The organism is Ruegeria sp. CE9, assembly GCF_056537425.1.
Genome location: NZ_JBQFRO010000004.1, coordinates 264,573 through 284,703 on the forward strand (window position 1 = coordinate 264,573; position 20,131 = coordinate 284,703).

The 20,131-nt window shown below is 54.7% G+C and carries 22 protein-coding genes; 8 read left to right on the forward strand and 14 right to left on the reverse strand.

What is annotated here, in order from left to right; all coding sequences use genetic code 11:
* Window positions 1-316: 316 nt before the first annotated feature.
* The 7 genes from ACR0B3_RS10615 to ACR0B3_RS10645 all read right to left on the reverse strand — a co-directional run bounded on the left by ACR0B3_RS10615 (window position 317) and on the right by ACR0B3_RS10645 (window position 4,846).
* Complete coding sequence (locus tag ACR0B3_RS10615; protein WP_480809029.1) at window positions 317-976, reverse strand: DUF2461 domain-containing protein; 660 nt, start codon at window positions 974-976, stop codon at window positions 317-319.
* 12 nt (window positions 977-988) lie between these two features.
* Window positions 989-1,333 (reverse strand): TfoX/Sxy family protein, encoded by a 345-nt coding sequence (locus ACR0B3_RS10620; RefSeq protein WP_480809030.1) that lies wholly within the window; start codon window positions 1,331-1,333, stop codon window positions 989-991.
* Entirely contained in the window at window positions 1,333-1,731 is a 399-nt protein-coding gene (locus ACR0B3_RS10625) for an MAPEG family protein (RefSeq protein ID WP_480809031.1), read from the reverse strand. Before ACR0B3_RS10625 ends, ACR0B3_RS10620 begins: the two co-directional genes overlap by 1 nt.
* A 24-nt stretch (window positions 1,732-1,755) precedes the next feature.
* Window positions 1,756-2,142: a VOC family protein gene (locus ACR0B3_RS10630; RefSeq protein WP_480809032.1), complete on the reverse strand. Its 387-nt coding sequence runs from the start codon at window positions 2,140-2,142 to the stop codon at window positions 1,756-1,758.
* A gap of 68 nt (window positions 2,143-2,210) precedes the next feature.
* Complete coding sequence (locus ACR0B3_RS10635) at window positions 2,211-3,446, reverse strand: RNA polymerase sigma factor (protein ID WP_480809033.1); 1,236 nt, start codon at window positions 3,444-3,446, stop codon at window positions 2,211-2,213.
* Between the two features lie 3 nt (window positions 3,447-3,449).
* Entirely contained in the window at window positions 3,450-3,821 is a 372-nt protein-coding gene (locus ACR0B3_RS10640; RefSeq protein WP_480809034.1) for a YciI family protein, read from the reverse strand.
* A 146-nt stretch (window positions 3,822-3,967) separates the two neighbouring features.
* Complete coding sequence (locus ACR0B3_RS10645; protein ID WP_480809035.1) at window positions 3,968-4,846, reverse strand: LysR substrate-binding domain-containing protein; 879 nt, start codon at window positions 4,844-4,846, stop codon at window positions 3,968-3,970.
* Between the two features lie 119 nt (window positions 4,847-4,965).
* Here ACR0B3_RS10645 and ACR0B3_RS10650 point away from each other — a divergent pair, with 119 nt between their 5' ends.
* From ACR0B3_RS10650 to ACR0B3_RS10675, 6 genes are all read left to right on the forward strand, one after another.
* Window positions 4,966-5,715: an SDR family oxidoreductase gene (locus ACR0B3_RS10650; RefSeq protein WP_480809036.1), complete on the forward strand. Its 750-nt coding sequence runs from the start codon at window positions 4,966-4,968 to the stop codon at window positions 5,713-5,715.
* Window positions 5,716-5,732: 17 nt separating this feature from the next.
* On the forward strand, window positions 5,733-6,122 hold the full coding sequence (locus ACR0B3_RS10655) for an ectoine synthase (RefSeq protein WP_480809037.1): 390 nt from the start codon (window positions 5,733-5,735) through the stop codon (window positions 6,120-6,122).
* A gap of 391 nt (window positions 6,123-6,513) precedes the next feature.
* A complete protein-coding gene (locus tag ACR0B3_RS10660) occupies window positions 6,514-7,245 on the forward strand; it encodes a hypothetical protein (RefSeq protein WP_480809038.1) in 732 nt (243 codons plus the stop codon).
* Window positions 7,246-7,494: 249 nt separating this feature from the next.
* On the forward strand, window positions 7,495-9,417 hold the full coding sequence (locus tag ACR0B3_RS10665) for a DUF3604 domain-containing protein (RefSeq protein ID WP_480809039.1): 1,923 nt from the start codon (window positions 7,495-7,497) through the stop codon (window positions 9,415-9,417).
* Window positions 9,418-9,575: 158 nt separating this feature from the next.
* Complete coding sequence (locus ACR0B3_RS10670) at window positions 9,576-10,406, forward strand: peptidyl-prolyl cis-trans isomerase (RefSeq protein WP_480809040.1); 831 nt, start codon at window positions 9,576-9,578, stop codon at window positions 10,404-10,406.
* Window positions 10,403-11,389, forward strand: coding sequence for a HupE/UreJ family protein (locus tag ACR0B3_RS10675; RefSeq protein WP_480809041.1), 987 nt, complete (start codon window positions 10,403-10,405; stop codon window positions 11,387-11,389). The genes ACR0B3_RS10670 and ACR0B3_RS10675 overlap by 4 nt, the downstream gene beginning before the upstream one ends.
* 7 nt (window positions 11,390-11,396) lie before the next feature.
* On the opposite strand, the gene ACR0B3_RS10680 is transcribed toward ACR0B3_RS10675, so the two are convergent.
* The 6 genes from ACR0B3_RS10680 to ACR0B3_RS10705 form a co-directional block, all read right to left on the reverse strand.
* Window positions 11,397-12,092, reverse strand: coding sequence for an ABC transporter ATP-binding protein (locus tag ACR0B3_RS10680; RefSeq protein WP_480809042.1), 696 nt, complete (start codon window positions 12,090-12,092; stop codon window positions 11,397-11,399).
* Entirely contained in the window at window positions 12,085-12,816 is a 732-nt protein-coding gene (locus ACR0B3_RS10685; protein WP_480809043.1) for an ABC transporter ATP-binding protein, read from the reverse strand. Before ACR0B3_RS10685 ends, ACR0B3_RS10680 begins: the two co-directional genes overlap by 8 nt.
* Entirely contained in the window at window positions 12,804-13,745 is a 942-nt protein-coding gene (locus ACR0B3_RS10690; protein ID WP_480809044.1) for a branched-chain amino acid ABC transporter permease, read from the reverse strand. Before ACR0B3_RS10690 ends, ACR0B3_RS10685 begins: the two co-directional genes overlap by 13 nt.
* Window positions 13,745-14,671 carry a branched-chain amino acid ABC transporter permease gene (locus ACR0B3_RS10695; RefSeq protein ID WP_480809045.1) on the reverse strand — a complete coding sequence of 309 codons (927 nt, stop codon included), beginning with the start codon at window positions 14,669-14,671 and terminating at the stop codon, window positions 13,745-13,747. The genes ACR0B3_RS10690 and ACR0B3_RS10695 overlap by 1 nt, the downstream gene beginning before the upstream one ends.
* A gap of 30 nt (window positions 14,672-14,701) precedes the next feature.
* Complete coding sequence (locus ACR0B3_RS10700) at window positions 14,702-15,994, reverse strand: ABC transporter substrate-binding protein (RefSeq protein ID WP_480809046.1); 1,293 nt, start codon at window positions 15,992-15,994, stop codon at window positions 14,702-14,704.
* 91 nt (window positions 15,995-16,085) lie between these two features.
* On the reverse strand, window positions 16,086-17,459 hold the full coding sequence (locus ACR0B3_RS10705) for an F-box protein (protein ID WP_480809047.1): 1,374 nt from the start codon (window positions 17,457-17,459) through the stop codon (window positions 16,086-16,088).
* Window positions 17,460-17,513: 54 nt separating this feature from the next.
* Here ACR0B3_RS10705 and ACR0B3_RS10710 point away from each other — a divergent pair, with 54 nt between their 5' ends.
* Window positions 17,514-18,281 (forward strand): copper chaperone PCu(A)C, encoded by a 768-nt coding sequence (locus ACR0B3_RS10710; RefSeq protein WP_480809048.1) that lies wholly within the window; start codon window positions 17,514-17,516, stop codon window positions 18,279-18,281.
* Window positions 18,282-18,485: 204 nt separating this feature from the next.
* On the forward strand, window positions 18,486-19,652 hold the full coding sequence (locus ACR0B3_RS10715; RefSeq protein WP_480809049.1) for an amidohydrolase family protein: 1,167 nt from the start codon (window positions 18,486-18,488) through the stop codon (window positions 19,650-19,652).
* A 47-nt stretch (window positions 19,653-19,699) separates the two neighbouring features.
* On the opposite strand, the gene ACR0B3_RS10720 is transcribed toward ACR0B3_RS10715, so the two are convergent.
* Entirely contained in the window at window positions 19,700-20,125 is a 426-nt protein-coding gene (locus tag ACR0B3_RS10720; RefSeq protein WP_170723868.1) for a MarR family transcriptional regulator, read from the reverse strand.
* Between the last annotated feature and the right edge of the window lie 6 nt (window positions 20,126-20,131).

The window sequence follows — 20,131 nt, forward strand, 5'->3', positions numbered from 1 at the left end:
CAGAATGACCTACTGGTCGCGCTTTCAATCTCAGGCAGCAAAGTAAATGGCTGCGTGGAAACAGAGGTGAAACATCAAGGGTTTCTAACCCAACAATAACGGTATCTTCTGTCGGATCGGCATTTCTAATACGTTGATTAACCACTGCGAGACCGTCCCAATCAACATAATTCCGTCACTTATGGGCATCGCCTTGGGCTAGGTACCCGGTTTGAACGCCGTGTGGAGACAACACCGGGCGTCGGGCCGCCGTGATCCACGGCTTCACCAGCTGCAACCTGCAGCTATTGCTGCTCATAGAGTGCATGCATTCGGGCTACTTGATCTGCGAAAGCAGCTGAAACACCGGCAAAAGCTCGGCGAACGCGGCGGTTGTTCGCTCTGTAAGTTTCGGCTCAAGAACGAAAGTGGTGGAATCTATGTCCCTCCAAACCGCAAAACCTTTGCGCCGTAACGCCTCTTGATGGGGATGATCTTTGTCAAAGCCAGAAGGAACGCGTTTCAAGTCTGGCTCACCGATCCGGAAACCCTGCTTTTGCATCTCTAAGGTGGTCTCGATCAACTCGCCGCCCAGAGGACCTGCCATCGCATCGCGGAACGTGTCCAAAGCCCCTTTGCCATACTGAAACACCCCACAACCGAGGGACAGCTTTTCTGGCGAAAGGCCAAAGAACCACATCGGAGGCTGAACCGCCTGTCCGGTCGGAATGAATGCTATGTGCAGGTGCGCGTTGTAGGGCGTCTTGTCCTTCGAAAATCGAACATCGCGATGAATGCGAAAGATCTTGCTGCCATGATCCTGCCCGGTCAGGTCACGCAGGGCCAATTCCATATCCTCGACGAATAGCTTGCCGGGCGCCTTAAGCTGGGTCTCATACGTCGCTTTGTTCGCTGCAAACCAGTCCTTGGTGTTGTTTGCCTTCAACTCTCGCAGGAAGCCTATCGCTTCTGGAGCGAAACAATCGAATTGGGCCATAAGTTTCTCCGTTCAATCTTTCATGGGCAGCGCCGCAGCGTGTTCAAGGCACAGGTGCAGCCACCGCAGCAAGGCCGCATCATCGCAATCTGTTTCGTCCACGCGGACAAAACCACCCAGCTTGCGGGCTCCATGAATCACAGCCTCTGCGGTGGGGTCCTGCAATGCGGCAGGTTCGTTATTCTTTCCCACCCGGAACATGAAACGGCCCACGCCATCCTGTTGACGCCGTGCACCACACAGCATGTTGCCGTTCAAAAAGAAGCACGTACCACCCATCATTCGCTTTTCTGATATGCCCACATGCGAGGCTAAAGCGTCTCGCATGCGGGCGTTGAGTGCTTCATCCACTGGCATCAGTTGCCCAACCAGAGTTGCCAGAGTATCGCCAGCGCAAGTACCAGCATGGACAAGGTCGTCAGCGCCGCCCCAACCGCACGGCCTTTGCCGTTCACCGAAGTGCTAAGGCTGAAATAGTGGACAAGGCGAGCAAGCAGCAGCACTGCACCGCAGGTCGCGACCAGCCAGGGCGCAGTTCCCGCGATCTCGGCCCCTGCTAGGGCCAGCAGCGCAAGTGGCACATATTCGATGAAGTTGCCATGCGCCCGCATCAGCCGCAGCAAACTTTCATCCTCGCCGTGGAGCAGAGAAATCCCGGTCTTGGTGCGGCGCACACCAACGGCTATCGCCATCGGAATGCTCATCAAAACGAAAATGGCTATGACAACCAGCGCGATCTGCGGAACCTGTTCCATATGATGCCTCCTTTCCGGCCGTGCTTAGGACGCCATGCTTTCGTAGGTGATCAAAGCAAAGCGTGCCCCCTGCGGGTCAGTCAGAGTGGCCATGCGGCCAACCCCCGGCATGTCCATGGCAGGTTGAACAATCGCGGCACCTTTGGCCTTAGCCTTTGCGACACTGGCGTCCACGTCGGCCACGGTAAAGAAGATGGTCCAGCTTCCCTGATCCTCTGGCATTGGGGAAAAGCCACCAATGGCAGTTTCGCCGACGACAGCAGCAGAATAGCTCGACCCATCCTGCATTGGCATGTCGTTGATCGTCCAGCCCAGCACTTCCTGATAAAAGGCTTTGGCTTTACCCTGATCTGGGCCGGAATGTCCGATCCAGCCAGAGTTTCCGACGGTGGTCATTTCTAAAATACTCATGGGTATCTCCCTTGGTTTCGCCCGTCACATACGGGTCTGATCCAAGGACGCGCGACGCGTGGCCACGCCTACATGCGGCGCAAATTTTCTTTGCTGGTTGCAATTTTTTCCATGATCGCAACACGTTCGGGCGCAGTTGGGCCAAGTGACATCACCGTTTCAAAGGCTGCGATCGCTGCCTGGTGTTCACCGGTTTCCTGCAAAAGCCCTCCACGCATTGCATGGAACCAGCGATAGGTGGACAAATCCTGCGCCAGAAGTTCCATCGCTTTCAGCGCATAATGCGGGCCGTGCAGCTTGGCCTGGGCCGCGATCTGGTTGAGACGGATAACGGGCGTTGGCTGCAACACATATAGGGCAGCGTAGTGGCTTTCGATCGAAGCCCAGTCCGTGTCGGCCACAGAAGCCGCACGGGAATGCGTTGCAGCGATTGCAGCCTGTGTGATGTAAACACCATGATGACCGGTTCGCTGGGCCTTCTGTAAAAGACCCGTCGCCTCGGCGATGTCCGCGCGGTCCCAAAGACTGCGATCCTGATCATCCAACGGGACAAGCTTTCCGTCTGTATCAATGCGCGCATGTCGCCGAGCGTGCTGGAAAAGCAATAATGCTAGTAAGGCGGCCTGTTCCCCCATCGCCGGAAACAGCGCCGCCAGTAGACGGGCCAGCCGGATCGCTTCTTCGCACAAGGTAAGCTTGATTTGTTTTGGACCGGCCGAGGTTGACCATCCTTCGCTGAACATCAGGTAGACCATCAGGGAAACTTCGCCCAAGCGCGCCCCCCGCTCTGCCGGGCTGGGTGTTTCGAAAGCAATCGGATTGCTCGCAATCTTCTTTTTGGCACGGGTGATCCGCTGTTCCATGGTCTTGGGCTTGATTAGGAAGCCGCTCGCGATTTCGTCCACGCTCAGCCCCAAAACCACGCGCAATGCGATGGCAATCTGGTCTCGCCGGTCTAACTCCGGATGGCAGCAGATAAACAGAAGCCGCAACACGTCATCACGCATTTCGTCAGGATCTGGTGTCTCAGTTGGCATCGGCTGAAACTCCTCTACATGACGGGACAGGATTGCGGCGCGGCGTTGTGATTTGCGCACATGATCAAGGCCAGAGTTACGCGCAGTCGTCAGCAGCCACGCCAACGGATCACGAGGGGCCCCATCTTTGGGCCAAACCGTCAGCGCCTTGAGGCATGCATCCGAAAACGCCTCTTCGGCCATGTCGATATCCCGGAAATACCGGGTCAGGGCCGCAAGCGCACGCGGACGGTGCAGAGTGAAAGTGGCCTCAAGCCAGTCAGACATGATCTATTCCGACGAGATCACGCCGCCAGCCCAGGCCACTGGTCGCACTTCAAGCCTTGCAACAGGGGACGAAATCATTTTTGCGAATTCCAATGCCTCGTCCAGGTCTTTGAATTCGGCAGCATAAAACCCAAGGAAGTTCTCCTTGGTTTCGGCAAATGGGCCGTCGGTGATCAGCGGCATTGCGCCTTCTGACGAAGCGGGCTCGACCATTACAGCAGAGGTCGGCGGCATCAGCTTCATCGATACGAACTCCCCGCGTTCGGATAGCGCCGATTGCAGCGCGCCATGGCCTGACATTACTTCGTCCTGTCGCTCCTTGGGCAGCGCTTCGAACACGCCCGGCTCTCCATAGATTGTGATTGCATATAACATTCTTGTCTCCCTGCATTGCTCACATGGTGCAAGGACGCGCGAAGACTTGCAAATCCTACAACTGTCCATTTCGTTGCTAGTCGCTTGCTCACGTTTGCATGATTGCAGCGCCGAAGGATCGGCTTGGCACTTAGGAAATCAGACGGTTAAATCGACATGAGCCATTCTTTGAATAATCTCTCGTTGACCCGATCTTGGTCGCCGGGCCGACAGACGAAATAGAGCCCGCGATCCAAGGGAACGCGGCTTTCGTCCAGACGGATCAACCGGCCGAGTTCCAAATCCCTTTCGGCCAAGAGATGCCTTGCCAGCGCAACGCCCTGCCCGTCTATCGCGGCCTCCAAAAGAACCGCACTATCCACATATTTGATGTTTTGCGATCTGACCCGATCAGCGCTCAGCCCAACCTGCGCGGCCCAGCTTTCCCAACCGACGTTGAATGCATCGTGTAGCAGTGGAAGATTCGCCACATCCTCGGGCCTCATTGGTAGCTGTCTGTCTTCAACAATTGAGGGTGCTGCGACAACAATAAGTTCTTCTTGTCTAATTCGCTCGTGATATAGCCCGCCCCAATTAGGTTCTCCGAACCGCAACGCGACATCGACCTCGGAATTGTCAAAATCCGCAAAGGTATCGTTGGTATCCAGCAACAATGAGATGCCGGGGTGCGCCTGTTGAAACGAACTGAGCGAAGGCACAAGCCACTTAAGCGCCAAAGAGGTGGATAAAGACACAGTAATCGACTGCCGGTGATGCAGCCGCTTTACCTCCATTACGCCCAATTGCAACGCTGAAAACGCACCGCGCGTTGATTGGTACAGCCGTTCCCCAGCGTTGGTCAGTTCTACACCGTTGGGGCGGCGATGAAAGAGTGTCACACCAAGGTGAAGCTCCAGCAGCTTGATTTGCCGGCTGATTGCCCCATGCGTTACGTTCAACACATCCGCAGCCTTCGTCAGGCTGGAATGGGTCGCCGTTTCATCAAATGCCTGAAGCGCACGAAGGTGTCTGAGGTTTTCAGCCATATGAGAAAATCTAACAGTAATGCCCCTTAAATTCGATAGGTGGTTTTATTTCAAAGACGTTACACTGACGCCAGTCCGAAAAACCTCACACCGCCTTAGGCTGGAAGAAAGGAAACCCCATGCCCCAAGTCAAAGTCGCGCTGATGACATGTACAGGACAGGGCATAGGCCGGGGCTGTGCCATCGAAATGGCCAAAGCTGGCTACAAGGTCTCGCTGATGTCGCCGTCCAATCGTTCGGTAGAACTGGCCGAAGAGCTTGGAGGCATTGGTCGCCGCGGCTCGGTTTTGGATGTTGAAGATCTGCAAGCGATGATCGACGACACCATGAGCAAATATGGCCGGATTGATGCAATCGTCAGCAATATGGGTCACGGTGGAACGGTGCCGGAAGCAATAAAAACGGTTGGTTTCGATCCTGATTTTGACGGGCCGCTTTTGGAATTGAGCGACGAGTTGTGGCACGAAAGTCTGGATATGTACGTGCTGAATGTCGTCAAGATCGCCCGGATCGTCACGCCCATATTAATCGAACAAGGCGGTGGCGCTTTCGTAAACATCTCATCCATGAACACAATCGAACCGCGCGCGCCCTACCCCATGAGCATGTTGCGCGGTGCCTTGCACAGTTTCTCAAAGTTATACGGAGATCGTTATGCGCGGCACAACATTCGAATGAACAACCTTCTGCCTGGATTCTGCGAGAACGTGAACCTTTCAGAAAGGGCACGCCAAGAAATCCCGGCGCAGCGGCCAGCCACGTTTGAAGAAATAGGACAAGCCTGTGTGTTCCTCGCCAGCGACGGCGCTCGATATATCAATGGGCAGAGTATATTGTCTGACGGCGGGATGAACCGCGCGGTTCGATAGCGATAAGGCAGCAAAGCATGATTGTTACAACCCTCAACGATGTACTTGGCACCGATCGGGACGTTTCCGGCCCGGGCTGGAGAAGCAGAAGGCTACTGCTTGCCTCGGATGGAATGGGGTATACGATGACGGATACAATCATCGAGCAAGGTACCGTGCTTGAGCTTGAATACACGCATCATCTGGAGGCCTGTTACTGCATCGAGGGTAAGGGGCAGATCAGAGCTGCAGATGATGAAACCTGGCACTCTCTCGAACCATTCACCCTGTATGCACTGGATCAACATGATCGACACATTGTGCGGGCTACCGTGGCCGATTTGAGGCTCGTCTGCGTGTTCACCCCTCCACTCAGCGGGCGTGAAGTTCATCGAGAAGATGGAAGTTACGCACCAAATGATCTTTAATAGAGCAGAGCGTGCGTTTGCCGCTTAGTCCTTCAGGTTCGTTTTTTCGACAATGCGAAATGTCCTGCTAATCACGGTTTTCATTCTCGGGCTAACGACGCCTCGGGCATTGTACGCATGCGGGGTCTGTTTTGAGCTTCCCGAGGCATCAGTCGCCGATCACATACTATCAGCCCAAGTTATCGTGTTGGCAGGCCCCGCCTCAGATAACCCATTCCGATATGGTACTCGCAAGATTCTAAAGGGGACTAGCGCAAACCTCGAAGCTGCGCCTGATATACCGTTTCTGGTCGACAGTGTCACTCGACGTGCTTTTAAGTCTGAACCGACGACGACTGTTCTGCTGACCTACGGACCAAACCAAAGCAACGACCCAAAACGTGGCCTTTCAATGGCTTGGCAGCGCATTTTCATTATGAATCCAGATAGAAGTGAGTTTCTTGAAAGGCTTCGGACCACCAGCTCATTTTGGGCTGATGGCGTAACAGATAAGCCCGAGCGGGTTTCCTTCTTTGCTGATTATTTGTGGCACCCTGATCAAGCGCTTCATGATTTGGCGTTGATCGAACTTGATCGCGCGCCGTATGCGTTCGTGCGCTCGATTGAAATCAAATCTTCAACTGGTCAGATTCTTTCAGAGCTGGGTGACTTAAGCCGTATTGCATTCAGATCGGTCGCAATCCGGTTACTTGGGTTGCAGACTGATCCGGAAGCCCTTTCAATCGTGCGCTCGCGCTTTGCGCAGTCGTTGAAAGCTGGCGGTCTTGACTCCCACGCATGGGCGCTTGCCGGCATAGAAGTGGAAGGTCCAAAGGCGATTGGGGCAATTGGTCTCACGCTTGGAAGGTTGCAGCGGACATCGGAAGACAGAAAATCTCTGATACGCGCCTTGACTGACGCTGGTTCAGCACAGTCGGGGTTAAGGCCAAAGATAGCACCAATTCTGTCCGAGGCGCTGCAGCGTGACCAAGGATTGGCCCTCCAAATTGCGCTTGAGACGCGGAGTTGGAGCGAAGCGGTGCTGCATCAACAATTCAGGGCTTTAGCTACGCAGGAAGAAACTGATCCAGCGACGCAATTTGCAGTAAAAATGGTTCTTGGGACTGACGTAACATCCGATTAGCTCGGGCATGAGTTATGTCTTTATTCGCGCTTCGTCCCCGTTCGCTCGAAACGGCCGCACAAAGAGAGAGATGCCTGGCCGCTCAGAATGCTGCTGAACGCACAGGTCAAACGACCTGAACATAGCGAAAGACCTGTTGAGAATTAATTCAACACGCACACTCCAGATGTGATATAAACAAAATCGAATATAATAGGGCCGTGATAGGCTCTGTGATTTCGTTAGGTCATATTGCTTTGGGGGGCCACTATGTATCGAACTTCCGCTTTTATACTATCGCTACTACTCACACCGACAACTTTGTTTGCCGACGCCGTCCCAAGCGAAGAAGCCGCAGAAGGTCTGTTTTCAGATCAACCATACTCCCCCTATGCGCAGCGCTCTTTCCCGGAACGTCCGCTCTGGGGCGACACACATCTGCACACTGGGTTGTCGCTTGATGCTGGGGCGTTTGGGAACACTTTGCTTCCGGATGAAGCCTGGCGCTTTGCCAAGGGCGAACAGGTTATTTCCTCGACAGGACAACCTGTAAGGCTGGCTAGGCCATTGGATTGGATGGTTCTGACAGACCACACAGACCTCATGGGATTTGCCCCGGACTTACAAGCCGGAAAACCCGGCGTTCTTGCTGATCCAAAAGGTTTGGAATGGTACGAAGGTTATAAAGCGGGTGGTGAAGAGGCCGGAAAAACTGCCTTTGATATCATCACGAATTTCTCGCAAATGACACTGCCAGAAGTCCTTTTGGAATCGTACAGCCCCGGCGCTGACGCCTTTGCCTTTACTTGGGAGCATATTGTTCAGGCGGCTGAACGTCACAACGACCCCGGCAACTTTACGGCGTTCATCGGATTTGAATGGACCTCGGTGCCAAAGGGTTTCAACCTGCATCGGAACGTTATGCTGCGTGACGGACCAATCCGGGCTTTGCAGATGGTGCCACCCGTCACGCAACCGCCATATGGGGATACCGACCCCAAATCCCTCTATGCTTGGCTTGAAGAGTATCAAGAAAAAACAGGCGGTCGTGCGGTTGCCTTTGCGCATAATGGCAACTTGTCAAATGGATGGATGTTCCCAACCGAAGACACCTATCACGGCGGCAAGGTTGATGAGGAATACGTAGCCGCACGCGCGAAATGGGAGCCCCATTATGAGGTCACGCAAATAAAAGGCGACGGCGAAGCGCATCCCTTCCTAAGCCCCGATGACGAATTTGCCGACTATGAAAATTGGGACGTCGGCAATCTCGACATTACCGAGCTCAAGACAGATGACATGCTGGCTGGTGAATATGCCCGAGAGGCGTTGAAGCGCGGCTTGATGTTGGAAGAAAAATTCGGCGTGAACCCCTACAAATTCGGCATGGGTGGCGCAACGGACAGCCATACCTCTTTGGCGACTGCTGAGGAAGACAACTTCTTTGGCAAGTCCGTTAGCGTCGAGCCCTCAGCCACTCGTATCAAGCATCCGTTCATCGCGAATGATCTTGGTGAGATCCCCGGTGACCTGCTGGTTGCATCCGGATACACGGCGGTTTGGGCTTCCGATAATACGCGTGCTGCGATCTTTGATGCTTTCAAGCGGCGCGAAACCTACGCAACCACCGGCCCTCGGATCGGCCTACGGTTCTTTGGCGGATGGGACTTTAGCGACGCTGACGTGGAAACCCGCTTCATTGCTGATGTTGGGTATACCAAAGGTGTCCCGATGGGCTCGGATTTGCGCCCGCGCGAGGGTGACGGTGCGCCCTCGTTCATGATCGCTGCGCTGCGCGACCCGATTGGTGCCAATCTGGATCGCGTTCAGGTGATCAAGGGGTGGCTCGACTCAGAAGGCGCGTTGCAGGAAAAGGTCTATGACGTTGCGTGGTCGGATAACCGTGTTGCCGATGAAAATGGAAAGGTTCCTGCGGTCGGAAATACGGTCGATGTGGACACTGCCAGCTGGACTAACACAATCGGTACTGCGGAGCTTGTGACCGTTTGGTCTGATCCTGATTTCGATCCAAATGCACGGGCGTTTTATTATGTCCGCGCCCTCGAAATCCCGACCCCGCGCTGGATCTTGTATGACAAACTGAGGTTCGGCGCTGAATTACCAGAGGGTGCAGTGCTTACACATCAGGAACGTGCGTATTCGTCCCCGATTTGGTACACACCGGCCGAGTGATTGGCCATTCGCGGCTATTGGGAAACCGAGGTAGTGAAAACTGCCTCGGTTTTGCAACAAGCATAGCAAGCGCGTAAAGCATCAATTTTCTTGCAAAGCCCTACCCGCCGATGTCGAAATTGACCCCTAGAACCTGAGCGTATCACGCAGGAGCCTTCATGCGCATTCTAAGAGAACCATTGTTCCATTTCTTCTTGATCGGGGCGGCTATTTTCTATTGGTTCCAAATTGTTACGCCGGGAAGTGCGATCGCCCAAGATCCTGAGGTGATAACGGTCGACGCAAAAGCTGTTGCGCTTTTGTCTGCCCAGTTTGAAGCGAGGTGGAAACGCCGTCCAAACAATGCAGAATTACAGGCCTTGGTCGATGCGTCAATTCGCGAAGAGGTACTGGTTCGCGAAGCAAGAAAACTTGGACTGGATCGCGGGGATACCGTGATCAGGTCCCGGCTGAGTCAGAAGATGGATTTCTTGACCGAAGCGGTCGCCACATCGGCTGTTCCTGAAGACCAGGAATTAGAGGCGTTTCTGAACCAAAATCCCGAACGCTATGCGACACCTGACAAAGTGGCGTTCACGCAGGTCTTTCTGGGTGAAACGCCAAGCGAGGATGAAATTGCGCGCACGTTGGAGGCAATCAACGAAACGGGTGAAATATCTGAGGTGGGCAACCCTACTCTGCTGCCTTCTTCAATGCCTTTGACCGCTACTAGAGTTGTGGACTCGGTATTTGGAGCAGGGTTCTCAGAAGGCCTCACAGAAGTCGAAACAGGTCTGTGGACTGGTCCGTTTCAATCAGGCTATGGGCTCCACCTTGTTCAGGTGACCGCGATTGAGCCCAGTCAAACGCCCGCTTTGTCAGTGATCCGTGAAGACGTGCTGAGGGATTGGCGTCGCGCAATGAGCGAAGATTTGGCGCAGGCACAGTATGAAATACTTGCCGATACCTACGAGATCGTGGCCCCCGACCTCACGGGCCCAGCGAAATGAAGCATTTAATCTGTCTGCTTTTTGTGCTGCTTACATGGCCGGGAAGCTATGCCAACGCGCATGCGCTTGATCCTGGCTATTTGGAAATACGCCAAATCGCATCAGACAAATGGAGCGTTCAATGGCGAAAACCGGACGTTAACGGCCAACCTATGGCGATTGATGCGGTTTTGCCTAATGGTTGCTCTCCGGCGCGCGGGCCTGGGCCAATATCAGATGGTCGGGCTTGGGTAGCATCCTGGGTCATGGAATGCAGCGAAGATATCGCTGGGCACCCCATAGCGATTGAAGGGCTGGAGGCACAAAGGAATGATGTGTTGGTGCGCGTGCATCCATTAAATTCCGCGCCCACAACCCTTCGCTTCACGCCTGACACAGCTATCCAGAACATCCCTTATGAGCAGACGACATGGTCCGTTTTCATCGGATACTTCCAGCTGGGGTTTGAACACATACTGGAAGGCTGGGATCACCTCTTGTTTGTCTTCGCGCTTTTCATTCTGGTGCGCGATCCTTGGAGGTTGGTAGGGGCAGTAACAGCCTTCACTCTGGCCCACTCAATAACGCTGGCGCTGGCAACCTTCGGCGTATTGAATGTGCCCGGTCCACCGGTTGAAGCCGTCATCGCGCTATCTATCGTTTTTCTGGCAGTGGAGATAGTCAAAGGCCGCGACGGTCGTTCCCGGCTTTCTGAACAGAAACCCTGGATTGTGTGTTTCGGGTTTGGGCTTTTGCACGGTCTTGGTTTTGCTGGTGCTTTGGCTGAAATCGGGTTGCCCGCGAACGATATTCCTGCGGCGTTGCTTGCATTCAACCTTGGGGTCGAGGCTGGTCAACTGTGCTTTGTCAGTGCATTGGCGGTAGTCGTCGCGATCTGGCGCTTGATTGCGATTCCCATGCGACAGGGGGCAACCGTCATTGCCGCCTATGGTATCGGCTCGATTTCAATGTATTGGCTCATAGAGCGAGTTAGCGGCTTTTGAACCAATCTCAGACACCAAGGTATTTTGTAAGGATCGTTTTATCTGCTGCGACATCCGCGGGTTCGACAGTTTCGCGATCCTGGCCATTTTCGATAAATGTAATGCAGTCAGCAATCGACAAAACCGCATCAATCCGTTGCTCGACGAGAACGATGGCATAGCCCTCAGCCTTCATTTTCACCACGACCTGCCGGATCTGTTCGATCATCGAAGGCTGTAGGCCCTCGGTTGGTTCGTCCAAAAGCAAGACCTTGGGGCGCAGGCATAGCGCGCGGGCTGTCGCCAGCATCTGCTGTTCACCACCTGAGAGTGTGCCAGCAACTTGACCCAACCGTTCCTTGAGACGTGGAAAGAGCTCAAGCACCCAATCCCGCGTATCCGCGCCCTCACCCCGCGTCATAAGCCCCATTTCGATGTTTTCTGCGACTGTAAGCTCGGGAAAGAGCCGCCGCCCTTGTGGGATGTAGCCGATCCCACGCTTTGGCACGAGATGCGCAGGCAGACCGCTCAGGCGTTCACCATCCAGGATAACCTCGCCCTGGCTTAACGGCAGTTGCCCCATGATTGCCTTGAGAAGCGTCGTCTTGCCCGCCCCATTGCGGCCCATCAGGCAATGTATTTCCCCGGCATTGACGGCCAGAGACACTCCGAACAGTACTTTCACCTTGCCATAGCCGGTGTGGATATTCTTGACCTCAAACATCGGCGGGCGTCCCCAAATACGCGGCTTGTACGGCGGCATTCGCGCGCATTTCGTCGAAGGTACCTGATGCCAGAAGCCGCCCCTGATCCAGCACCGCAACATGATCAGCGGTTTCGGCAACCACCCGCATATTGTGTTCGATCAGCAGGATCGTAGTTTCTTCGGCCATCGTCCGCATCAGCTTCACGAAGGCCTCAACTTCGCCTTCAGCCAGTCCTTGGGTTGGCTCGTCAAGGATGAACAGCTTGGGGTCCTGTGCCAGGCCCATGGCAATTTCGAGAACCCGTTGGTGACCATAACTGAGGTCCGAGGCGATTTGATCTGCGCGATCTTCCAAGCCGATTTTCTGCAAGACTGCGGTCGTTTTTTCGGCATGGGCCGCTTTGTCGTGCGCAAGCCTGCGACCTGCCGCAAGGGCAACGTTGTCTTCAACCGTAAGCCCGGGAAAGATCGAGGTGATCTGGAACGTATAGGCCATCCCAAGCTGGATGCGTCTATGTGCAGGCAAGTGGCTAATGTCCTTGCCCTCGAACGAAACGCTGCCACGGGTCGGCACTGTTCGTCCACTGACCATTCCGACAAAGGTCGACTTGCCGGCGCCATTTGGGCCAATCAACGCCGTGATTGCATTTCGACGCAGGGAAAAATCTACGTCGGTGTTGGCGTGCAGCCCACCATAGACTTTGGTCAGGCCTCTGGTTTCAAGAATATTCACGGCAACCATGACACAGCTCTCTTGCGTATTGTGCCTGCAATGCCTTGGGGGGCAAACAGAGTCAGCAGAACCAGAGCAATGCCCGCAACAAGCATATACGCGTTGGTGAAACTGCTGGAGATATCGATCAGATAGAACATGAAGATGACGCCGATGAGAGGCCCAATCGTGGTCCCCGCCCCACCCAGCAAGACCCATAGCAGCGGGAAGATCGAATAGTGCACCGCGGCAAAACTGGCACCGACATAACCGAACAGCATCGCATAGGCGGCCCCTGCCACGCCTGAAAACAGGCCTGATACGACCAGCGCGTTAAGCTTCAGCCGCCCGACATCATAGCCCAGCATCCGGGCACGCTCTTCGTTTTCCCGGATCGCGACCAGACGCTTGCCAAATGGGCTTTGAACCAAACGGGCCATGATAAGAAAGCAGATGGCGAATAGGGTAAACGCCGTGAAATACCGCGCCGTTTCTGTCGTTAGGTCAATTCCAAAAAGGTTGCGCTGAGCCTGTTGGATGATGAAACCTTCATCACCTCGCGTGTATTCGCCAAAATAGAGGATTACGAGATAGAAGGTTTGCGCGAACATCAGCGTGACGATCATAAACGCCACACCGATGGTCCGCAGCGCCAGAAAGCCGACGGCAAGGGCCAGCAGTCCGGCGGCTAGGATGCCAACCGTGAAAGCGGGCAGCACTGTCAGCCCGCCGAAATTCATGCTCAGCCCGAACCCGTACATTCCGGCGGCAAAGAACATGGCGTGGCCAAGGCTCAGCAGGCCGGTATATCCAAACAGCAGGTTAAATCCGATGGCATAGATCGCCAGCACCATGATCCGCGAGAAAGCTCCGACGTGATAGGCGGGCAGCACGAAAAACAGCGCAAAAAGCACAAGCAAGGTACCTAGATGCAAAGCGGTTGTTCTGGACACGTTCATCAAGCCGCCACCCGCCCCATCAGACCTTGCGGCCTGAACACCAGCACCATTGCGACAAGGAAGGTCGCGATGATTTTGGCCAGAGTTGGTGAAAAAAAGACCGATATGATGCCATCGCTCATTCCAATGAGCACCGCAGCAATCACCGTGCCCGGCAGGCTTCCGAGACCTCCAATAATCACCACGATAAAGGCCAGCAGTAACGGATCTCCGCCCATCAGATAATGGGCCTGTTGGATCGGAACCACCAACACGGCGCCCAGTGCAGCTAGCCCTGCACCCAGGCCAAAGACCCAAGAGTACACGCGGTTAACGGGCACTCCAAAGGCCTGAGCCATTTCGCGGTCCTGTTGTGTCGCCCGCATGATCAGCCCGATCCTGGTACGCGTCAGCACAAACCAAAGCACGCCCAGAACGAAAATCGCGGCGACAATCACGAACAGTTTGTAGGTCGTTACACTCAGCCCCCAGGGCCAAATCAGCTGGAACCCGTCCGTGCCAAGTTCGAACCAGGGCAGCGCCAAACGGGTGTTGAACGGTGGCGCGACAGGCCGTGCCTCAGGCCCGTAGAGCATTAGCGTGGATTGCTGAACTATATACAGCACGCCAATCGTCGCAACGATGGTTCGGTCCACGTCATAGTCGATCCGCTTGAGGATCAACTGATCAACTCCAACCGCGATGCAACCGACCAACACTGGTACGATAATCAGCATCGCCACGAAACCGAAAGCAGCGTGGCCTCCGATCGTCGTGCTTACCGCCCAGGCAAAAACTGCCCCCAGCATGAAGAACTCGCCATGGGCCACGTTCACAACACGCATGACGCCGAACACAATGCTGAGCCCCATTGCGGTAAGCACAAGAATAGCCGAGATGACCGCCCCCTCGATGGAGGCGAGCATCAGGTGAGGCCCAAAGTCCATACCCAGTCTCGCTTTAGCCTGAAGTTGGGATCAGAAGGATTGCGTGGTGTAGTCCACCTCATCCTCGTAGAGGCCATCCTCGATGGACGCGGTATGCACCACATCAAGACGACCATCCCCGACCTTCGAGATATACTGTTTACCAAAGGCCTGATGGGTCTTGCCGTTAAAGACCTTTTCACCCTGCGGATGTTCGATGGATTCCGGCATGTCAGTCATAGCCTCGACCGCCTCGATCAATTTGGCGCGATCTGCAGGGCCTTGGTAATCCGCCGCTTCCATGCCAGCTTTGATAATATGCATCGTTTCCCAGCATCCGAACATATGGGCGTATGTGGCGACATTGGATGGGTCATCAATCGCGGCCCCACTATCATTCACGCCAACAGCGGCACGGTAGGCCGTGGCCGCCTCTGATTCGTTGGCCTGTTTGTAGCGCGGCATGCCTTCCCAGAAATATGTACCTTCAAGAAACTCAAGCCCCGGGCTTTGAACATCAACCGCTTCCAGGCTGTCGATGAAGCCAAAAATCTCGGGTCGGCTGGGCCCAAAGAACTCGCCCATTTCCTTGACAAACGTCAGCACGGCCGGACCCACCATCACGTGATAAATCACCTCGGTTTCGCGCGGGATGCTTGGGAAATAGCGGGTGAACGTTGTCTCGGTGGGCGGGATCGCAATCTTCGCGACGACTTCGCCGCCCTGCGCCTCAATCGCCTGAGAGAAGAAATCGCGATGATCGTGACCAAAGGCAAAGTCAGGATAAATCATTGTGACCTTCTTACCCAGATTATCAGCCACAAAAGGTGCCATAGAAATGACCTGGCTTTTCACATCGGTGATGCCGGGTTGCAGCGTATATCGGTTTAGCATGCCGCTGGCGACGTGGTGACCTTCGGACACAACAAAATAAGGCAGTTTCAACTCGCCCGCACGGGGTGCCGAACCGATCACCACGTGGCTGAACAAGGTGCCAAAGGCAACGTCAACCTCATGTTGGTTGGCAAATTTCTCCAACACTTCGGCACCACGCCCGGGATCAGTCGCGTCGTCTTCTGTGATGATTTCAACCGGACGACCATTGATGCCGCCCATCTCGTTGATGCGCGCAGCGGCGGCATTCGTTGCCACATCATACCACCGACCATAAGCGGCCCCGATGCCAGTCGCGTGCTTTTGGAATCCGATCTTGATCGGTGCCGAGCTTTGAGCTTGCGCAAAACCAAGAGATCCCGGTAACACGCCGCTGGTGGCCAGAGCACCTGCACCGGCCCCCAGGCCAAGCAGTGTACTACGGCGACTGATCTTTGAAATCTTTGTCATGGCGTTCATCTCCTCTGTTGTTTTTGGGGCGATGTTTCGCCTCTCATTTTTCATTTAGTTTGTATGTATGCTAACGAGTTGTCTACATATTTTAAGCCCCGCGCGGGCTGGCAAGCAGCCACAGCCCGAAAATCGTATAGAAAATCATCAAGATCGACAGGCCCAATTGCAACACCAAGATGTCCCTGCGTGACACACAAAGATCCTCAGCCGTTCGGTGGCTTAGAATGACCGCGAGGACATGAGACAGTACCACAACACCCGCCTGAGTGAGCCAAATGAGCTTCACGGTTCCTGGCACTGTCAAAAACCCAACCATGACGCGTCGATCACCAAGCCCGAACAGGTTCCAGCCAAGCGCGAAAGGATCGGCCAGAGTTGCTATCACGACCTGAATCTGGACCAAAAACGTCGTAAAATAGTGTGCAAAGTGATAGCCGATCGCAATCGGCAGCAAGGTGATGGAAAACTGAATGAAAGCGGTTTTGAAGGGAACAGCTTCGCGGACCAGTGCGGTTCCCAAAAACACGACCAATGCAAAAACACATGTCAGCAGCAGCATGCTGCCATAGAGGCCGAGTGTTGTCGGCCAGATCAGTGCTGTGCGCCCCGGATACTCCAATGGGTTGACCCCGATCTGATCCAGCCACCAGAAAGTCTCGTAAAGGCCATCAAAGCTACCAGCCGCAAGGATCACCAGCACAAAGACCGCGTGGCTCAGATCGAACCTCGTTCCGTCAAAGACTTGCCATCCAGGCAAACCGAAAGTGCCGCCGCGGGCTGCCCTGATCGTGCCGATCAACGCAAACAAAACCGAAAAGCACTCAACTTGACGCAGCCAAGACCTGCGCCCAAACAGCGTCATACCTAACAGGGTAAACGCCCAATACCCGATCGCAAACCGTGCAAGCCGACCCGGATCGTTCGGTGCCGCATCAGCAAGGATAAAACCCTGAAACGCCGCCATAAGAATGACCGCTGGCCAGATAGAAAGCTGTTCAGGAAGGGTCCAAGGTGATTTGTGGTCTGGGGCCAAAAGGCGGTGGAGGCCAGGCCAAGGGTTGACCCATTTCCAGACATCGAAGATCAATGCCTGAACAACAAACAGCAGCATCCACCAAATGGTCCACAATACCAACGGCATCAGATTTGCTTGCGGATCGGTTGGCCCTCTCAGGCCAATCAGGATCAGCAACGCCAGACAGATCGAGGCCGCGATCTGTGCCCAGTGGTGCCATTTTCCCCCGCCGCGCCAATGGATCAGCGCGACGGGTCGCAGAATGGTTTCAAGCTGCCCCGGCCTCAGACAAACGAGTAATAGTATGGTCGCAACCACAGTCAATGTGCCGCCCGTCATGTAAGCCGTAGTGGGTAAGAGAAGTACAAAACCTTGCTCGGCAGCATGCGCGAAAGCCGGTCCTGCAGCCAAGAGGGCAACAATAAATGCAGCTAGAATGAGCTTCACAATCGGCATCACTTCGTTAGCATGCACACAACTTCTTGTAAGGAGGCATCTCAGATGAGCAAACGCTGGTTTGCTGTGGCGGGCATCGCAGCCGCGCTGAGTATCGCTTACATTTTCACGGGCACGCCGCAAATTGATGTGAAAGCCAGCGACGGGCGCGCCGTGCCGATGGGGGCGTCGGGATCGCGGTTCATGGTCACTCTTAACCTGCAAAATGACGGTGACCCCCGCATTCTTCAAAGCGTCACGTCGCCGTCTGGAGCCCAAACGTCATTGATGAACCCTGGCCATGACAGGCCTCTTGTAGTCCCTGGCAGTGATACAGTGCAACTGGCAATGGATGGTGCTCATATCATGTTGCAAGTGCCGGACGGCAGCTTTCCCGAAGGCACCTACCACGCGTTGGCGCTTTCATTTGACGATGGCAGCGAAGTCGTGGCGCGCATCTTCCATACAGAGACAACCAGTGGCGCGACAGCAATGGACCACAGCGTTACCAACGGCATCGAAATCTCGCCCAGCCCGGCAATCACACTGGTTCAGGAGCCGGACGTCAGCGCTGATGGGTTTTCCGTTCAAATCAGCGTCAAAAACTTCGAGTTCGTGATCGTCGAGGACAGTGCGCCGCATGTCGATGGCCAGGGCCATGCCCATATCTATCTGAACGGAGTGAAGCTTGGCCGACTTTATGAAGACAGCTTCGAGGTCGGCTCGCTGACGCCAGGCGATTATGAACTAACAGTGGCGCTGAATTCCAATGACCACCGCCCTTACATGTCCGATGGCGCGCCCATCGCTGTCACTTATAGATTTAGTCTATGAGGTTAGGCGCTGTCGTCAGAGACACCAACCATCAGGCCTTTCTTTTCAGCTTTGGAGCGCCAGCTTTCTTCATTTAAACACAAATGACAATACTGAGGCAAACCGGCCTGTAAATTGTCGAGTAACTTTAAATCTTGCGTCATAATTATCTTGACGCATGCATCCTTATTATATTCGTATACTAATGAATAATGGGAGGATCTTATGGAAAAGCTGGTCATTGAAAACATCGGTATGATCCTGTCAGGAAAGATGGAAGAACCGATATTCGATGGCGATTGCCTGGTTGCCATAGACGGTAAGATCGACGCGTGGGGTAATGAAAAAGACCTCGATACCGACGACGCGACCTGCATTGTAGACGCTCATGGTGTGACGCTTGCCCCCGGTTTGATCGACAGTCACGTGCACCCGGTTGTGGGTGACTACACGCCCCGCCAGCAGCAGCTCCACTGGATCGACTCCACCCTGAACGGCGGTGTGACCACGATGATCTCGGCCGGAGAGGTTCACATGCCGGGGCGCCCCAAAGATGTGATCGGCCTGAAGGCCATGTCGATCGCGGCTCAGCGCTGGTACGAAAATTTTCGACCCTCTGGCGTCAAAGTCCACGCCGGAGCCCCTGTCATTGAGCATGGTATGGTCGAAGAGGATTTTGCCGAACTGGCCAACGCCGGAGTGAAATATCTAGGCGAAGTTGGTCTGGGTTCGGTCAAAGATGGCAAAACCGCAAACCAGATGGTCGAATGGGCCCGAAAATACGGGATTCAGTCCACGATCCACACCGGCGGTCCTTCGATTCCGGGCTCTGGCCTTATCGACGCGGATATGGTGATTGAGACGGGCACTGACGTGATCGGGCACATCAACGGAGGCCATTCGGCATTGCCCGATGATCAGATCATCTGCCTGTGCGAAACCTGCACCAAGCAAGCTTTTGAAATCGTGCACAATGGCAACGAACGCGCTGCTGTTCTTACGGTGAATACCGCGCGCGAGTTGGGCAAGCTTGATCAAGTGATCCTGGGGACCGACGGGCCAGCAGGGTCAGGTGTGCAACCGCTTGGTATCTTGAGGATGATTGCCATGCTGTCGGCCTTCGGAAACGTCCCCGCCGAGATCGCCTTTTGCTTTGGCAATGGGAACACCGCGCGGCAGCGCGATCTGGATGTTGGTCTGATTGAAAAGGGGCGTTGCGCCGATTTCGTCCTGTTGGACCAAGCCCAGCACGCGCCGGGGAAAAACATGCTTGAGAGCGTGGCGCAAGGAAACTTGCCCGGCGTAGGTATGACGATCATTGATGGCGTAATCTGCTCGGAACGTTCTCGTAACACTCCACCAGCGCAACGCCTGCCGGAACGCATACTTTAGGTCCGAAGCTAGGGTGAGTTGGCTGGATTACGGGAACCAAGCGCCGGTCAAGTGATCTTTCTTAGCAATGTCAAAAGCGCTTTTTGCTCGGACTTCTTGAGGGGTGCCAGAGTTTCCTGCGAGATACTAAATCCATCTGCATAAAGCTGTTCCATCAACTCGGCACCCGCTTCGGTCAATGAAATGATCGAGCGGCGCTTGTCCCCGGGATCGGCGGTCGCTTGCAGTAGTCCCTTAGCCTTCAGCCGGTCGACCACCCCTTTGATCGTCGCAATGTCCATTGCTGCAAGGCGGCCCAGCTGGTTCTGCGACACCTCTTTCTTCTCGGCCACACGGATCAGTGTTGAAAACTGCGTAGGCGTCAAATCCTTGGAAATCCTGTTCTGAAAAATGATCGAATGACGCTGGCTGGCCAGCCTCAAAAGATATCCGACCTGGTCTTCAAGATGGTAGGGTTCGACGCTGTCTGACATAATTGC

Excerpts from the sequence above, each read along its gene's own strand:
- ACR0B3_RS10615 (WP_480809029.1), bottom strand. The coding sequence starts at position 976 with ATGGCCCAATTCGATTGTTTCGCTCCAGAAGCGATAGGCTTCCTGCGA.
- ACR0B3_RS10620 (WP_480809030.1), bottom strand. The coding sequence starts at position 1,333 with ATGCCAGTGGATGAAGCACTCAACGCCCGCATGCGAGACGCTTTAGCC.
- ACR0B3_RS10625 (WP_480809031.1), bottom strand. The coding sequence starts at position 1,731 with ATGGAACAGGTTCCGCAGATCGCGCTGGTTGTCATAGCCATTTTCGTT.
- ACR0B3_RS10630 (WP_480809032.1), bottom strand. The coding sequence starts at position 2,142 with ATGAGTATTTTAGAAATGACCACCGTCGGAAACTCTGGCTGGATCGGA.
- ACR0B3_RS10635 (WP_480809033.1), bottom strand. The coding sequence starts at position 3,446 with ATGTCTGACTGGCTTGAGGCCACTTTCACTCTGCACCGTCCGCGTGCG.
- ACR0B3_RS10640 (WP_480809034.1), bottom strand. The coding sequence starts at position 3,821 with ATGTTATATGCAATCACAATCTATGGAGAGCCGGGCGTGTTCGAAGCG.
- ACR0B3_RS10645 (WP_480809035.1), bottom strand. The coding sequence starts at position 4,846 with ATGGCTGAAAACCTCAGACACCTTCGTGCGCTTCAGGCATTTGATGAA.
- ACR0B3_RS10650 (WP_480809036.1), top strand. The coding sequence starts at position 4,966 with ATGCCCCAAGTCAAAGTCGCGCTGATGACATGTACAGGACAGGGCATA.
- ACR0B3_RS10655 (WP_480809037.1), top strand. The coding sequence starts at position 5,733 with ATGATTGTTACAACCCTCAACGATGTACTTGGCACCGATCGGGACGTT.
- ACR0B3_RS10660 (WP_480809038.1), top strand. The coding sequence starts at position 6,514 with ATGGCTTGGCAGCGCATTTTCATTATGAATCCAGATAGAAGTGAGTTT.
- ACR0B3_RS10665 (WP_480809039.1), top strand. The coding sequence starts at position 7,495 with ATGTATCGAACTTCCGCTTTTATACTATCGCTACTACTCACACCGACA.
- ACR0B3_RS10670 (WP_480809040.1), top strand. The coding sequence starts at position 9,576 with ATGCGCATTCTAAGAGAACCATTGTTCCATTTCTTCTTGATCGGGGCG.
- ACR0B3_RS10675 (WP_480809041.1), top strand. The coding sequence starts at position 10,403 with ATGAAGCATTTAATCTGTCTGCTTTTTGTGCTGCTTACATGGCCGGGA.
- ACR0B3_RS10680 (WP_480809042.1), bottom strand. The coding sequence starts at position 12,092 with ATGTTTGAGGTCAAGAATATCCACACCGGCTATGGCAAGGTGAAAGTA.
- ACR0B3_RS10685 (WP_480809043.1), bottom strand. The coding sequence starts at position 12,816 with ATGGTTGCCGTGAATATTCTTGAAACCAGAGGCCTGACCAAAGTCTAT.
- ACR0B3_RS10690 (WP_480809044.1), bottom strand. The coding sequence starts at position 13,745 with ATGAACGTGTCCAGAACAACCGCTTTGCATCTAGGTACCTTGCTTGTG.
- ACR0B3_RS10695 (WP_480809045.1), bottom strand. The coding sequence starts at position 14,671 with ATGGACTTTGGGCCTCACCTGATGCTCGCCTCCATCGAGGGGGCGGTC.
- ACR0B3_RS10700 (WP_480809046.1), bottom strand. The coding sequence starts at position 15,994 with ATGACAAAGATTTCAAAGATCAGTCGCCGTAGTACACTGCTTGGCCTG.
- ACR0B3_RS10710 (WP_480809048.1), top strand. The coding sequence starts at position 17,514 with ATGAGCAAACGCTGGTTTGCTGTGGCGGGCATCGCAGCCGCGCTGAGT.
- ACR0B3_RS10715 (WP_480809049.1), top strand. The coding sequence starts at position 18,486 with ATGGAAAAGCTGGTCATTGAAAACATCGGTATGATCCTGTCAGGAAAG.
- ACR0B3_RS10720 (WP_170723868.1), bottom strand. The coding sequence starts at position 20,125 with ATGTCAGACAGCGTCGAACCCTACCATCTTGAAGACCAGGTCGGATAT.